Origin of the sequence: Dactylosporangium salmoneum (genome assembly GCF_039532525.1) — a bacterium.
GTDB lineage: Bacteria > Actinomycetota > Actinomycetes > Mycobacteriales > Micromonosporaceae > Dactylosporangium > Dactylosporangium salmoneum.
In genome coordinates this window covers 1-13518 of record NZ_BAAARV010000118.1, presented here as the reverse complement: position 1 = coordinate 13518, position 13518 = coordinate 1, and the positions used below count along the sequence as shown (strand labels likewise).

Annotated in this window: 12 protein-coding genes and 8 pseudogenes; 8 read left to right on the top strand and 12 right to left on the bottom strand. The window is 68.0% G+C overall.

Annotated features, from left to right (window positions below; genetic code table 11):
* Window positions 1-180: pseudogene (locus ABD352_RS50830) on the top strand (transposase family protein); the annotation flags it as partial.
* 5 nt (window positions 181-185) lie between these two features.
* Here the strand turns inward: ABD352_RS50830 and ABD352_RS50825 are convergent.
* A pseudogene (locus ABD352_RS50825) lies at window positions 186-1449 on the bottom strand (IS110 family RNA-guided transposase).
* 318 nt (window positions 1450-1767) lie between these two features.
* Here ABD352_RS50825 and ABD352_RS50820 point away from each other — a divergent pair.
* A pseudogene (locus ABD352_RS50820) lies at window positions 1768-2019 on the top strand (transposase family protein); the annotation flags it as partial.
* Window positions 2020-2472: 453 nt separating this feature from the next.
* On the opposite strand, the gene ABD352_RS50815 reads toward ABD352_RS50820, so the two are convergent.
* The 3 genes from ABD352_RS50815 to ABD352_RS50805 all read right to left on the bottom strand — a co-directional run bounded on the left by ABD352_RS50815 (window position 2473) and on the right by ABD352_RS50805 (window position 5007).
* Window positions 2473-2631 carry a hypothetical protein gene (locus ABD352_RS50815; protein ID WP_344619876.1) on the bottom strand — a complete coding sequence of 53 codons (159 nt, stop codon included), beginning with the start codon at window positions 2629-2631 and terminating at the stop codon, window positions 2473-2475.
* Between the two features lie 26 nt (window positions 2632-2657).
* Window positions 2658-4484 carry an Hsp70 family protein gene (locus tag ABD352_RS50810; RefSeq protein WP_344619875.1) on the bottom strand — a complete coding sequence of 609 codons (1827 nt, stop codon included), beginning with the start codon at window positions 4482-4484 and terminating at the stop codon, window positions 2658-2660.
* 100 nt (window positions 4485-4584) lie between these two features.
* Window positions 4585-5007 carry a nitroreductase/quinone reductase family protein gene (locus tag ABD352_RS50805; RefSeq protein ID WP_344619874.1) on the bottom strand — a complete coding sequence of 141 codons (423 nt, stop codon included), beginning with the start codon at window positions 5005-5007 and terminating at the stop codon, window positions 4585-4587.
* A gap of 61 nt (window positions 5008-5068) precedes the next feature.
* On the opposite strand from ABD352_RS50805, the gene ABD352_RS50800 reads away from it, so the two are divergent.
* The 3 genes from ABD352_RS50800 (at window position 5069) to ABD352_RS50790 (ending at window position 8007) form a co-directional block, all read left to right on the top strand.
* Entirely contained in the window at window positions 5069-5686 is a 618-nt protein-coding gene (locus tag ABD352_RS50800) for a TetR/AcrR family transcriptional regulator (protein ID WP_344619873.1), read from the top strand.
* Window positions 5687-5971: 285 nt separating this feature from the next.
* Entirely contained in the window at window positions 5972-7564 is a 1593-nt protein-coding gene (locus ABD352_RS50795) for an MFS transporter (protein WP_344619872.1), read from the top strand.
* Between the two features lie 53 nt (window positions 7565-7617).
* Window positions 7618-8007, top strand: coding sequence for a hypothetical protein (locus tag ABD352_RS50790; RefSeq protein ID WP_344619871.1), 390 nt, complete (start codon window positions 7618-7620; stop codon window positions 8005-8007).
* A gap of 32 nt (window positions 8008-8039) precedes the next feature.
* Here ABD352_RS50790 and ABD352_RS50785 read toward each other — a convergent pair.
* Together ABD352_RS50785 and ABD352_RS57950 are read right to left on the bottom strand one after the other, a co-directional pair.
* Window positions 8040-8612 (bottom strand): annotated as a pseudogene (locus ABD352_RS50785) (transposase); the annotation flags it as partial.
* A gap of 65 nt (window positions 8613-8677) precedes the next feature.
* A pseudogene (locus tag ABD352_RS57950) lies at window positions 8678-8854 on the bottom strand (IS701 family transposase); the annotation flags it as partial.
* Between the two features lie 162 nt (window positions 8855-9016).
* Here ABD352_RS57950 and ABD352_RS57945 point away from each other — a divergent pair.
* Window positions 9017-9265: pseudogene (locus ABD352_RS57945) on the top strand (tannase/feruloyl esterase family alpha/beta hydrolase); the annotation flags it as partial.
* 30 nt (window positions 9266-9295) lie between these two features.
* Here the strand turns inward: ABD352_RS57945 and ABD352_RS50780 are convergent.
* On the bottom strand, window positions 9296-10429 hold the full coding sequence (locus ABD352_RS50780; protein ID WP_344619869.1) for a hypothetical protein: 1134 nt from the start codon (window positions 10427-10429) through the stop codon (window positions 9296-9298).
* Window positions 10426-10908, bottom strand: coding sequence for a SigE family RNA polymerase sigma factor (locus tag ABD352_RS50775; RefSeq protein WP_344619868.1), 483 nt, complete (start codon window positions 10906-10908; stop codon window positions 10426-10428). Before ABD352_RS50775 ends, ABD352_RS50780 begins: the two co-directional genes overlap by 4 nt.
* Before the next feature lie 252 nt (window positions 10909-11160).
* Between ABD352_RS50775 and ABD352_RS50770 the strand changes: the two genes are divergently transcribed.
* A complete protein-coding gene (locus ABD352_RS50770; protein WP_344619867.1) occupies window positions 11161-11571 on the top strand; it encodes a hypothetical protein in 411 nt (136 codons plus the stop codon).
* A 131-nt stretch (window positions 11572-11702) separates the two neighbouring features.
* Here the strand turns inward: ABD352_RS50770 and ABD352_RS50765 are convergent, their stop codons facing one another.
* The 4 genes and pseudogenes from ABD352_RS50765 to ABD352_RS50755 all read right to left on the bottom strand — a co-directional run.
* A complete protein-coding gene (locus tag ABD352_RS50765; RefSeq protein ID WP_344619866.1) occupies window positions 11703-11927 on the bottom strand; it encodes an IS3 family transposase in 225 nt (74 codons plus the stop codon).
* Window positions 11927-12622 carry an IS3 family transposase gene (locus tag ABD352_RS50760; protein ID WP_344619865.1) on the bottom strand — a complete coding sequence of 232 codons (696 nt, stop codon included), beginning with the start codon at window positions 12620-12622 and terminating at the stop codon, window positions 11927-11929. The genes ABD352_RS50765 and ABD352_RS50760 overlap by 1 nt, the downstream gene beginning before the upstream one ends.
* A gap of 64 nt (window positions 12623-12686) precedes the next feature.
* Window positions 12687-12944 (bottom strand): annotated as a pseudogene (locus tag ABD352_RS57940) (transposase); the annotation flags it as partial.
* A gap of 135 nt (window positions 12945-13079) precedes the next feature.
* Window positions 13080-13265: pseudogene (locus ABD352_RS50755) on the bottom strand (IS5/IS1182 family transposase); the annotation flags it as partial.
* 50 nt (window positions 13266-13315) lie between these two features.
* Here ABD352_RS50755 and ABD352_RS50750 point away from each other — a divergent pair.
* The coding region (locus tag ABD352_RS50750) for a transposase (protein WP_344619864.1) at window positions 13316-13518 on the top strand (203 nt) is incomplete at its 3' end.

Genomic DNA, 13518 nt, shown 5'->3' with positions numbered 1-13518 from the left:
CACCGCCGACACGGCGTCAACGTACAAGTCGTCGCGGACGCCGCCGGGCGTCTCGTGTGGGCGTCACCAGCACTGCCCGGCGCGGTCCACGACCTGACCGCCGCCCGCACCCACGGCGTCATCGACGCAATAACACACGCCAGCGTGACGGCCTTCGCGGACAAGACATCCGATGGGAGCAGCTGTCAAGCAGCGGTGGCGGCGGTTTTGGTTGGCGAAGGGAATGCCGTTGTTTCTCGATAGTGGACCCGCTTGCGCAGGCAGTGGTAGAGGCAGCCGAGGAAGCGGTTGAACAGGTGGCGGAAGGCGGCGGCGTGGCCGTCGCCGGCGGTTCGCCGCCGGTCGTAGTGGGCTCGTGCGCCGGGCGACAGGTTGAGCGCTGACAGCCCCCAGGTGAAACCGACCGCGGCGAGTCGATCATTCTTGATTCTGCGTTGCGAGACGACCAGGCTGCGGCCGGAAGCCCGCGTCACGGGGGCCGCCCCGGCGAAGGCCTTTAACGATCGCGCATCGGCGAAGCGGGAGCGGTCGTCGCCGATCTCGGCCAGCAGCCGGGCGCCAGCTTGGGCTGCTATGCCTGGGAAGCTGGTGATGATCTCGTAATCCGGATGCTGTAGGAACGTTGCTTCGACAGCTGCTGACAAGTGGTCGATGCTCGCGCACTCCGTGGCGAGCGTGGCGAGCAGCCGCAAGGCCTGGACGCCCATCGAGTGCTCGACGAGGGGATCCTGACGCAGTTGGGGCCGGCGCAGGATCGCATAGAGCTCGTCGGCGACCCGCTCGATGTTGCGAGAGCGGCCTGCCCGGCGTAGCACGGACGCGATGCAGGCTTTCGATATGGTAAGCGCCGCGGCGGGAGTCGGGGCGAGCTCGAGCAATGCTCGGGTCAGTGGGGTGGCCAGGTTGCCGCTGCGATTGGCGGCCGCTTCAAGCATCGCGGGGTAGTACTCGCGCAGCAGCGACCGCAGCTCGTTGCCGGCTCGGGTGCGCCGCCACGTGGCGTCCTGACAGGCACGGGCGAGGACCGCGATCGAGCGGGCGAGTTCGGTGTCGGCTGGCAGCGGTCGGTGCACGTGCAGGTCGGTGCGCAGGATATTCGCCAGCACGACCGCGTCAGCGTGGTCGGACTTCTTGCCTGACGCCGAGTAGCGTTCCCGGTAGCGGGCGACGGCCATCGGGTTGATCGGGTAGATCGGGTAGATCGGGTAGATCGGTGGCGCGCAGCGCCACGACCAGCAAGCCGCGCGGGGTCTCGATCGCCACTGGGATCAGGCAGTCGCTGTTATCGCCCGCTTCGGCCAGCATCGCCAGGAGCGTCTGGAAGCCCTCGACGGACTCGGTGATACGGGCCTTCGCTACCAGAGTGCCGCTGTCGTCGACGAGCGCGATGTCGTGGTGCTTCTCGGCCCAGTCGATGCCGCACGTGAACTTCAATCTGTCCTCCCACAGCCGGGTTCGGGCTGGTCTTTGCCCAGATCGGGATCATGCGACGCCCTAATGGAAAGGCTCGATGGCCTGACATCCGATGAGCCGTCCCTGATCCCAGCGACCGGCACGGCTCCCCGTCTTACGTCGAGGGCTCCTGGCCCCGGACAACCGAGGGATGTTCCGTGCTGGCGGGCTCGAACCACGGACCGATCCAAGCGGACCCGATCTTGCGAAGCCGGCCGGGCCCCTGCCGCAGTTCCCGCCTTGTCATGAGGCATCGAGTGCCGGGGATACCAAAGGAGTCCGCTACAAGAACCCGACCCGCTCTGAACCCATTAGGGCTACCAAGGCGCCGGCGGAACAGTGCGAACCCCGTTCAAACGCCACCGACACCGGCCGAGGCTGTCACGCCGGCAGAAGGCCGTGAACAAGGCAGACGCGAAGATCCGGGCCTGCGGCGAACGCGCGATCGCCACCCTCAAGACCTGGAAGCTCCTGGCCAAGCTCCACTGCTGCCCACGCCAAGCCACCGCGATCGTGCAGGCGATCCTCGTCCTGCACCGAGTCGAGACCAGTCGCTACGCAAGATGAAGATGGCTCAGCGTGGCCAGTGCCTGACGCACCCCCGGCTGCATGCACTACCCCGTCCCGCAACACAGTTGACGCAGACCGGTCAACGATCTTTTCGCCCGTCATGTTCCAACGGCGGCACGGGCCTTGTCCAGCGTGATGGGATTGCCCACGAGGTGGCGATTCATCGGATACCCGCTGGGCCAGGAAGGTGCCAATCGGCCAGTTCGGCGCCCGCATCGCGGCTATCCGGGCGCCGCGGAGTGGCCAACTATCACTCTGTGTAGCCAAGGGCTCTGGCGGCGCCTCGGCAGCCAGCTCGCCGCTCGTCCTCACCGATCACGCCGCTGCGTGCTGACCTCATCGACGGCGTCACGGAGCTGATGCGGCGTGGCGTGCCCTACGTCGCGGTCCGCGGCGCCTCCGACTACTGGCTCTACGTCTACGCCTTCGCCTCGACCTGCCCCGTCGCCGTCAACGAGGATGGGACGGGCTGCCGCCGAAGTCGGCGTTGGCCGGGTTCCGTTCCCGCCCGAGGTGATCGTGGTCGCGGTCCGCTGGTATCTGCGCTTCAACCTGTCGTATCGGGACGTCGAAGAGTTGCCGGTCGAGCGTGACATTGAGGTCGATCACGTCACGGTCAACGCAACTGTGCCCGCTCAAGAGCTCGTCGGGTCCGGATCCCGGTACTGGGGGTGCAGCCGCACCACCCATACCCCCCAGCACAGCAACGGCGTTGAGTCACTGTAGTCGTTGCCGTCGAGCTGATGCAGTTCGGCAATCGCGCGGGAATTGTCGTCGTCCCAGTACACACGGCACTGTTGCTGCTCCTTGTCGATCCACGTCAAGGCCTGTCCGGAGCGGGGGTGCGCGGCGGTGTACGTCACCGCCTTGAACTGTGTCTTGCCAAAGTCCTGATGTGCCGCGGTGCGGCTGTCGGCGTGGGCGCCGTCGCTCTGCCGCATCTCGAACAGGGCCACCCAGCAGCACGTGTCCGCCTTGCATTCGACGGTCTCGGTGTCCCCGGCAAACGCCGGCTTCTTGGCGCAGGTCGCGTCGTTGAGCCAGGGCGCGGCCAGATCGAGCAGGTCGGTCGAGGCGAACAGCTTCGCGTTCCGCTGGCCCGCGGCGCCGAAGCTGACACCGGCGGCACTGGACGGGCCGGAGCCCGGCAGGAGGTCGGCGTTCCACGCCAGCAGTCCGGCGAGCACCACGATGAGGGCCACAGCCGCCGCGACCATACGCACCGAGGTACGCCGCCACAACGCAACGGCGCCATCGGCAGCGTCGCTGCCACGCCGTACGCCGACGGGCCTCGACGGCCGCGGCGGGGTCACGGCGGGAATTTCCGACGGCACCGTCCCAGCGGGCGGGGTGAGCGGCGGTGCTTGCGCAGCCGTCGTGGCCGGTGCCCCCGGACCGACGGCGCAAAGGCTGCCCTGCGCCACGACAAGCTCGGGCTGCTCGATGACCGTCGGCGCGATGCCCAGGCGCTGGTGCAGCAGCGTCGCCGCGAGCGGAGTGCGGCTCGCCCCACCGACGAGGAACAGCCCCTCGATGTGCTCCGGCGGAATGCCGGAGGCGCGCAGAGCGGACACCGTCGTTGCCACAGTGTGCTCCAGATGGGGTCGCGCGATCTGTTCGAACTCCTCCCGGGTCAGGGTCAATTCCTGCTCGACCAGCGGCAGGTGCAGCGTGGCGGTGGCGTGTCTGGTCAGCTGCTCCTTGGCGGACCGGGCGTTGTGCCACAGGACCCGGCGGGCCCGTTGGTCGGCGGCGGACTGCGGCCAGTCCAGCCGCTGCCAGGCCGTGGCGGCGCCGCGGGTCACCGACCTGGCGTGGTCCACCACCGCGGCGTCGAGGTCCAGCCCGCCGACGTCGGGCAGTCCGTCGGTGGCCACCACCTCGAACCCGTCTGCGCTACGGCGCACCAGGCTGACGTCGAACGTGCCGGCGCCCAGATCGTAGACGAGCACGCACCGCCCTGCCGACAGCTTCTGACCCAGCATCGCGGTGAAGTAGGCAGCGGCAGCAACCGGTTCGGTCACCAGACTCGCCGCGCCCAGGCCGGCGCGGCGCGCGGCCTCGGCCAGCACCTGCACCCGGGTCTGGCTCCAGGTGGCCGGGTAGGTGAGCACCACGCGACCCGGCGGACCGCCGAGCACCCGGTGCGCCTCGCCGGCGCCGCGAGCCAGCACGGCAGCGACGAGGTCGACCACGTCGACCTCCCGCTCGCCCAGCCACACGGTGCCGTCACCGATCCGGCGCTTCGGGTTCGGCTCGTACCCCGCCGGTTCGCCGGCGGCCGCCCGATCCGCGTCCGCTCCGGTCAGCAACGCACCGTCCGGGCCGGCGAACACCGCAGAGCCCAACAGCGGGGACGCGTCGAACAGCAGCGGCACCATCCCGGCGGCATCGCGTGCCAGCACCGCGACCGTACTGGACGTTCCGAAGTCGATAGCCAGAACTGAAGTCGGCACGATCATCCCCGATACTGTCGTCTGCCACTTCGCGGCCTAACGTGGAGCCAGCCGCTGATCCTACATAGTCCAAGGTTGATGCCGACGTTCGTCCTCCATCGGCGCGTCAGTGCAGGCGGACGACCGCGACGCCCCGGGCGAGGGCTGCGCGGAGGTCGTCGGGGTTCGGTGCGCCGCCCGGCGTGCGGCGGATCCGCGCGTAGCGGCCGTGGACCGGGTTGTGGGCCAGGATCGCGCGGTACAGGACGGTGCACGATTCCTCGTCGGTGACCACTTCCGCCAGCATGTCGCGGCGCCGGCGGCCGATCGTGACCCGCACCGGCAAGTCTGGGCGCAGGTTGCGCCGCCAGCGGCCGGCGGTGCCGATGAGCAGGCCGTCCGCGGTCGCGACGTAGCCGACCGGGATCCGGTACCGGCGCTGCGACTTGAGCCCGACGACGTCGAGCAGCAGCACGCGGTTGCTGACGGTGCGGTGCAGTACCGGGGTGGCGAGGATTGCCCGCATGACCAGGTTCAATGCCGTTTGCATGCCAGGGATCCAATCAACTGATTGATTGGATCGTAGCGCTGGCCGGCGGTACCGTCACGGGGTGGGGACATCACAGCGGGAGCCCGGGCGCCGCGACGCGATCGTCGAGGCGGCCTACCAGTGCGTGGCCGACAAAGGGTTGTACGGGCTACGGATGCGCGACGTCGGCGCCGCGGCCGGGGTGAACATCGCCACCGTGCACTACCACCTCACGAGCAAGAGTGACCTGATCCGGGCCGTGGTCGAGCACGGGCACGACGTGTTCCTCCGGCACGCCGCACCGCCGGAGCATCCCGACCCGGCCCGGCGGGTGGTGACGCACCTGGACCGCGTCTTCGCGCTGCTGGAGGACGATCCGCGGCTGGCGCACGTGCTGGCAGAGGTCGCCCTGCACGCGCGCCGGGACCCGGTCGTCGCGCAGACCGTGATACAGGCCGAGGAGCGCTGGCGGCTGGCGCTGGAGCGCATGATGGCACCGCTCCCCCGCCGGCAGAGCGGGCCCATCGCACGACTCGTGATCCTGGCGGTCAAAGGTGCTTGCCTGCCTCCGGCCGACCCGGCCGGTCTGCGCGCCGCCCGCCGCGAGCTGACCCGGCTCGTCGAGCTGCGCCTGGACACACGCTCAGCAACCCCGGCCCCCGAGACGCCTGCGCCACCGCAGCGCACGCCGGCACCGTGACCGATCGTCAGCACCGTCGGCCACGCGGAACGCGGCCGCCGGCGCATCCCGCCGGCCCCACCTCGGATTGAGCAGCGTAAGCAGCGGCTCGACACCGCCTTTGAGTAACTGCCGTACCCGAATCACCGGCTCCGACAGCCGCGGATCATCCTGACCCGCCTGGTCGGCCCCCTCCTGGACGTCGACTACACCAGCCCGCGGTGTGACCGCTGATTTTCTCGTCGTGGCGTCGTCTCAACGGTGACCATCGCTTCAGCGGTGGCCCTTGCGACGACAGGAGCACACATGACGATCAGCACACGACCGAGGGCCGGCTGGAGGGCATGGACCGGGCTAGCGGTGCTGGCACTGCCCACCCTGGTGGCGGCGATGGACATCAGTGTGCTGTTTCTTGCGCTGCCGCAACTGAGCGAGTCCCTGAAAGCCAGCGGCATCCAGCAGCTGTGGATCATGGACATCTACGGGTTCGTCCTCTCCGGCTTCCTTGTCACGATGGGCACGTTGGGAGACCGCATCGGAAGCCGCAAACTGCTGCTGATGGGCGGGGGCGCGTTCGGCGTGTTCTCGGGGGTCGCAGCCTTCTCCACCAGCCCGGAGATGCTCATCACCAGCCGCGCATTGCTGGGCGTGGCGGGCGCCACGTTGATGCCCTCCGGCTTCGCGCTGATCCGCAACATGTTCCTAGATGACAAGCAGCGCTCCGTGGCCTTCGCGGTCTTCATCACCTGCGTCATGGGCGGCGGGACCGCCGGCCTGGTCATCGGAGGGACACTACTGGAGTACTTCTGGTGGGGCTCCTGCTTCCTCGTCGGCCTGCCGGTCATGGCACTGCTGCTGCTCGCCGGGCCGTTCTTGTTGCCCGAGAGGCACAATCCAGACGCCGGCCGGCTCGACCTGATCAGCGTGGGGCTTTCCTTGATGGCCGTCTTGCCGATCGTCTATGGGTTCAAGGAGATATCCCGGAACGGCCTGCACCGGGGGCCTGTTCTGGTCGGGCTCGCTGGCGTGGTCTTCGCTGTACTGTTCGCGCGTAGGCAGCTTCGGCTCAACGATCCGCTCCTGGACCTGCGGCTGTTTCGCAACCGCATCTTCAGCAGCTCCCTGGTGATCATGCTGGTCGGCTCGTTCCTGATGGCCGGGATCATGCTGCTGTTCGTCCAGTACCTGCAATTGGTGAAGGGTCTGTCGCCGCTGCATGCAGGGCTGTGCATGATCGCTACGAGCGTCGCATTGGTGGTCGGCGTCATGCTGGCGCCGTTCATCGCACGGCGCGTGCGCCCGGGGTATGTGATCGCCATCGGTCTGGCGGTCGCGGTCATTGGGCTCGCGATACTCATTCAGGTCAGGACCACTACCGCGCTGGTGGTGGCGTTGACCGGCGCCGCCTTCACCAACTTGGGCGTCGGCCCGTTCGTGACGCTTGCCACCGAGTTGGTCCAGGGAGCCGTACCGCCACAGAAGGCGGGCTCCGCCGCCGCGGTGTCGCAGACCAGCGGCGAGGGCGGCGTTGCGTTCGGCCTGGCCACGCTCGGCGGAATCGGTGTCGCGGTATACAGCAACCAGATCACTATTCCCGCCGGTCTTCCAGCCGGGACGGCGGATGCTGCCAGAGAGAGTATCGCCGGTGCGGCGGCGGCCGCCGCACCGCTGCCAACCACCCAGGGTGCCGAGCTGTTCACAAATGCGCAGCACGCCTTCACCACGGGGATGAACTACGTCGCAGTCATCGTCTCCATCATGGCGGCGGCGCTCGCCGTCGTCGCGACCACAATGTTGCGGGACGCGAAACGACCGGGCGAGGCCGCAGGTGAGGCTGACACGGACCATGGCGCCCAGAAGGTACCGTGTCGGGCCCGTAAAGTCGGTTCGGGGCTGTGACGTGCAGCTCTTTGTACGACGCCTGCCCCGTCGGGAGCGCTAACGATGGGGTCGTGACCGTTTCGCTGGTGTATCTGCTCCTGCGCCAGATCCTGCAGATGCTCACCCAACTGGCCCGCCACGGCGGTGCAAAAGATGTCGAACTGCTCGTATTGCGCCACCAGGTCGCGGTCCTACGGCGGCAGGTCCACCGCCCCAACCTGCAGCCCGCCGACCGTGTGGTGCTGGCCACGCTATCGCAACTGCTGCCCTGCCAAAGGTGGTCGGCGTTCTTCGTCATCCCCGCCACCCTGCTGCGTTGGCATCGACAACTGATCGCCCGACACTGGACCTATCCACACGCCCGGCCCCAGCCGGCCACCCATCAACCGGGAATTCCACGACCTGATACTGCGCCTGGCCGCGGAGAACCCGACCTGGGGCCATTGCCGGATACAAGGTGAGCCTAGTAGGGCAGCCGCACTTATCGGCGTGATTATGTTGTGGTTTGTCGGGCGAGTCGGGTGCGGTGGTGGAACCATCGTGCCCGGGCTTGGTGGCGTCGTCTCCACCAGGTCCAGTGCAGGTGGTGGGCGTCGGTGTGTGGCCGGCGGGTGATCAGGATGAACAGTCGTTTGATCTCCGCGACGGTGAACGCGATCAGGCCGGCGTCCTTGGGTGGGTTCTCGTCGGCGCTGCTGGGCAGGATCGGTGCTGGCGCACGGGTTTTCGCCTGCGCTGCGGTGACCGCGCAGACCGCGAGAGCGGCCATGCTCAGCACCAGGTGGCGTGCGAGGGCGGTGTAGAGCCGGATCTGGGAATGGTCGAGTCCGAAGTGGTCCTTGCCGAACTCGAAATCCTCTTCGACCGGCCAGCGCAGGCACGCGACCCGCACCAAGGTCATCAGCGGGACCTGCCGGCCCGGCGGGACGTGGCAGTAGTGGTAGGCGACCTCCCCGCTCTGCAGATGCTTACGCAGCAACAGGAAATGGTGCGGGCTGGCGGTGGCGACCCACGCCCAGGCGTACCGCCGGTCGCCCTTGGACCCGGGTACCGCACGGATCTGCCAACTGTCGGTGGTGGACAACACCGGTGTCCACCACCGCGTCGGCGCGCAGCCGGACACCGGCAGCCCGGGCACGCATCGCCGGCGTGTTCCGCGATCGTCCAACCGTTCTTTCGTGGCAGGTCACTGACCAGCGCGGTCACATACTTCCCCGCCTGCTCGAATGGTTCCAACCGCCGGAAATGCGGTCGTAGCCGTCGATGCAGCACGGCCAGGTTCTCCACTGCGAGGGCACCCTCTACCATGGCAGCCACAGCCGCCTCATGGTTGTCTTGCGTCACAACTTGGTCATCGTGGGGCGGCTGCCTCTATGATCATCGCCCCCCACACATGCCGGCTACCAGCCAAAATCCCTCAAGTGCGGCTGCCCTACTAGGAGCAGCTTCGCCTGAGCGAAGTATTCAATCGTGACGCCGGTGGCGAGCGCATCAGCTGACGCGGCCTCGCCGATCCGATCGTCTTCCCGCAGGGAACCGTCGACTACCGCCAGCGCGTCGAGGCACAGATGGGGCGAACAGGCCACCGACCGGTTCTGCGGTGTGTTCCTCGCCCCTGGCGTGGGCCACTGCGGCGGCGGGCACGGACCCGTCCCGACCAACCCGCTTGCCGCGCTCGTCGCCTGGGTCGAACACGGCCGCGCCCCCGATACGCTGCCCGCCGCCATGCCGAAACGGACCCTGGGGCCGCTACGCGACGTCGGCGGTCTGCAGGACGTCGGCCATCGGGTATACCTGGCTGCCGGGGTTGGGCAGGTTGACCCAGGCGACTCGCAGCACGGTGCCGCGCCAGGCCATGCCCACGATGCCCGACCTTGACGTGGACGAGAGCAGCCTGTGCGTCGTCACGCCGGTGGCCACGTTCACGACGTCGAACGCGTTCACAGGATTGGCGGCGGTACCCCTGAGCGCGATGGCGAGCAGCCGGCCGTCGGCCGATACCCGGACCCGGTCCGCTGTAGGGCAGCGCCATTGGCTCACGTCGAAGTGCACGGTGCGGATCGGCTTGCCGGTGTCGGCCGAGGAGATCCGCAGGTCGCAGGCGGTCTGTGAAGTGGTGAGCAGCAGTCCGCTCTGGATCGAGAGGTTGTTCACGTCCCAGCCGGGGAGGGGGTCGAGCGCGGTGAGCCGTTCCTCTTTGCCGCTGGCCAGGTCGTGCCGCACGATCTGACCCGGTGTGCGGTAGAGATAGGCAGCGGTGGCGGTCGCGCCGACGAGCTCGACATCCTGGCCCTGCACGCGCACCTCGCGGGTGAGCGCCACGGCGCCGCCGGGCGCGAGCACGACGAGGCGGATCGCCAGGCCGGTGACATTGACGCCGTCCTGGCGCTGCACGCCGGGCTGGAGGTCCTTGCTGCCCAGCAGGACAGTGCGGCCGTCGTCGAGCGCCACGCGCTGCCGTGGCCCGTCGATGAGGTCGGGCAGGGCAACAGCGACGATCTTGCGGTCCGGTGAGAACTCGAGCAGCCCCCGGGGCGGCTGATAGCCCAGTGGGTTCTGGTTGCTGCCGGCGTCGAGCATCGCCCAGCCGGGCTCCAGGGGGAGTCGTTGGCCTGACGCCGCCGCTGTCTCGGTTGCGGCCGGTGTGGGCGGGGCGGCCGTCGTGGCTGGCGGGGTCGCCGGTGGGGCCGGGTGCGAGGAAAGCGCACGCTCAGCCAGTACCATTCCCGAAGCAGTGACGGCGACCGCGACGGTGGCCGCAGTGGCCACGGACCGCAACCGGCGGCGGTGGTGGCGGCGCAGGACCGCCTGCAGGTCGGGCGCGCTGGGCGGCACGGTGTCGGCGGCCCGGTGCAGCGTCCGGACCAGGTCGTCGGGCGTCATGTGTGCTCCTCACCGAGCACGCGGCGCAACTCGGCGAGGCCGCGCGCCATGCGGCTCTTGACGGTTCCCTCGGCGATGCTCAGCACCGCTGCGGTCTCCACAGTGGACAGATCCAGCAGCACGCGGCAGACGATGACGGTGCGCTGTGGCAGTGGGAGGCGGTACAGCGCGGCGAGTGCCTGCTGATGCCCGGGATCCTCGCGAGCTGGATGGAAGTCGTCGGCGGCCGGCAAGGGGCGCTCCCGGCGAACCTTGCGCCACCAGGACGTGGCCCAGTTCATCCCGACCCGGAACGCCCATCCACCCGGGCTGTCGTGGTCGCGGACCTGGCTCCAGCGCGCATAAGCACGGGCCATCGCCTCGTCGGCCGCCTCGCGCGCCAGCTGCGGATTGCCGAGGGCCACGGCGAGCGCGCGGTAGAGCCGATCGGCCTCGGAACGGTAGAACGCCTCGAAGTCGGTCGTTCGCTGACCTGTCATCAGGGATGTCCCCACAGCACGTACACGCATCGAGGCGGCCCGGCGTTCCCTCGGCGCTCAAAAACTTTCCGGGGTGTGCCGTGGGTCCGCGCACCCCGGATTGACTTGGGCAGTTGTCAGCCGGTGCGGCAGGTAGCGGTTGATCTGGCAGTATTGTTGCTGTTGAACATTGAGTTATTTCACGCAAGGTTGTGGTGACGTTCGGTAGGCTGCGGCGGCCGGTGGACGTTCCGACACGCCGAAGTCGTTGGGGTGCAACAAGAAGGCGCAGAACCTCGGTACGAAGCTGGCCCCTCCAAAGATTTCGAGTTCGGCAAGGATCATTTCGGACTCGACCACTCCCAGGTCCGGCTCCACACCGCCCTCGCACGGCACCTGGTGTTGACCATGGCCGCTCTCGCGGTCTGCGCGGTCACCGCCGCACAGACGAAAACCCGTGCCCCAGTACCGATCCTGCCCACCAGCCCGGATGACGACCCACCAGCGGACACCGGCCTGATCGCGGTCACCGTCGCGGAGATCAAACGACTGTTCATCCTGATCACCCGCCGGCCACACACCGACGCCCACCACCTGCACTGGACCTGGTGGAGACGACGCCACCAAGCCCGGGCACGATGGTTCGACCACCGCACCCGACTCGCCCGACAAACCACAACATAATCACGCCGATAAGTGCGGCTGCCCTACTAGGCTCTTGCTGCTTATGCGTCGGCGCCATGAGAAAGCCGATTGCGTCTCGCGTCGGTCGTCATGGTTCTCCTTGAGTTCCCCCCGTTTCGACGGAGCGGTGGTTACCTGCTTCCGGTCGGGGCAGGGGTGAGGTTATCTGGCTCGGGTTGCGCGTGCCAGGCGGTCTCGTATTCGTCTGGGCTGAGGTAGCCGAGTTCGCGTTGGATGCGGCGGGTGTTGTACCAGGTGTCGATGTATTCGAAGATCGCGTTCTCGGCCTGGTCGCGGGTCCGCCAACTGGTGCGGCAGACCAGTTCGATCTTCAGCGTGGACCAGAAGTTCTCCATCAGCGCGTCGAACGAGTCGCCGACGGACCCCATGGATGGCTGGATTCCGTTGTCCTGTAAGCGTTGCGAGAAGCGGAAGCTCGTGTAGTTACCGGACAGCCGCGATCGGAATGAAAAATCAGCCTGTCGGCGGGCCGCCAGCGATGGAGGGCGTCGGTCAGGGCGGCGTCGACCAGGTCGGTTTTGAGGTGGTCGGCGACGGCCCAGCCCACCACCCGGCGCGAGGCCAGGTCGATGACGGTGGCCAGATACAGCCAGCCTTCCCACGTGTTGACATAGGTGATGTCGCCGCACCAGCGTGTGTTGATCGCGGCCGGGTCGACGGTGAAGTCCCGGCCGATCAGATCCGGGCGTCGGCTGGCGTTCGGGTCAGGGATCGTGGTGACCTGCCAGCGGCGCGGGCTCTTGCCGCGGATCCCGGCGGCACGCATCCTGCCGGCGATACGTTTCCGGCCGTGCCGCACTCCGGCGTCGGCCAACTCGGCGTGGATCCGTGGCGCCCCGTAGGTGCCGTTCGACGCCGCGTGCACCGCCATGATGCGTTCGGTGAGCTGTTCATTGACGCGCTCGCGGGTGCTCAGCTTGCCGCGCTGCCGCTGGTAGTAGGCGGACCGGGAGACCTCGAGCAGTTCGCAGGCAAGCTTGACGCTGTGCTTGCCGGCCTGCTCCGTGGCGATGAACGGGAACACGTTCACCGGGTCTCCCTGATGCGAAGAAAGCCGTCGCCCGCTTCAGGATGTCGACGTCCTGCTGCAAACGCCGGTTCTCCTGCCGCAACCTGGCCAGCTCGGCCCGCTCATCCGAGCTCAGCCCGTCGGAACGGGTTCCGGCATCGAGCTCGGCCTGCTTGACCCACTGCCGCACCGCGGTCTCGGTCAGGTCGAAATCTCTGGCCACCTCCCCGACCGTGCGGTCACCACGCTGACACAGCTCAACGACCTCGGCTTTGAACTCCGGCGTGAACGCCCGCCGCGGCCTCGATCGCTTCTTACCCACGCTCTCCAGGATGCTGGACATCCTCCCGGAGCCCTACCGGCTCCTGATCTCGGATGTCCGTCAAATCGGGGCAGGCCCACGGACGTCCGGGAGGCGAACTCCGGTAGCGACCACATGAAGACCGCAGCCCGCAGAGTCCGCGCCGCCGAAGAATGATCATTTGATGAGTCGGCGGTAGCAGATGATGGAGCAGGCCAGGCTCATGAATGCTTCGTGGATGTCGTCGCGGATCTCCCAGCGGATGCGAAGGCGACGGAACCAGTGCAGCAGTGCGACGGTCCGCTCCACCACCCAGCGATGAACGCCCAAGCCGGAGCCGTGTTCGACGCCGCGTCGGGCTAAGGGGGTGTCTCAGTTGGTGAGGTTGTGGCCTCGGGCATGATCTTCTCTTTGTGGCGGATGTGGTCGAGGACATGATCCAGACGTGGGCGCCGGAGGACCTGTGGGCGGTCGCGCAGCCGTTGATTCCGGTTGCTGCGAAACGGCCTCAGGGTGGTGGGAAGCGCCGGGCGGATGACCGGGCTGTCCTCGCGGCGATCGCGTACATGGTGCAGGCCGGGTGTTCGTGGCGGAAGCTGCCCGCGGCGTTGTTTGG

Excerpts from the sequence above, each read along its gene's own strand:
- ABD352_RS50810 (WP_344619875.1), bottom strand. The coding sequence starts at position 4,484 with ATGATCGTGCCGACTTCAGTTCTGGCTATCGACTTCGGAACGTCCAGT.
- ABD352_RS50805 (WP_344619874.1), bottom strand. The coding sequence starts at position 5,007 with ATGCAAACGGCATTGAACCTGGTCATGCGGGCAATCCTCGCCACCCCG.
- ABD352_RS50795 (WP_344619872.1), top strand. The coding sequence starts at position 5,972 with ATGACGATCAGCACACGACCGAGGGCCGGCTGGAGGGCATGGACCGGG.
- ABD352_RS50780 (WP_344619869.1), bottom strand. The coding sequence starts at position 10,429 with ATGACGCCCGACGACCTGGTCCGGACGCTGCACCGGGCCGCCGACACC.
- ABD352_RS50775 (WP_344619868.1), bottom strand. The coding sequence starts at position 10,908 with ATGACAGGTCAGCGAACGACCGACTTCGAGGCGTTCTACCGTTCCGAG.
- ABD352_RS50765 (WP_344619866.1), bottom strand. The coding sequence starts at position 11,927 with ATGGAGAACTTCTGGTCCACGCTGAAGATCGAACTGGTCTGCCGCACC.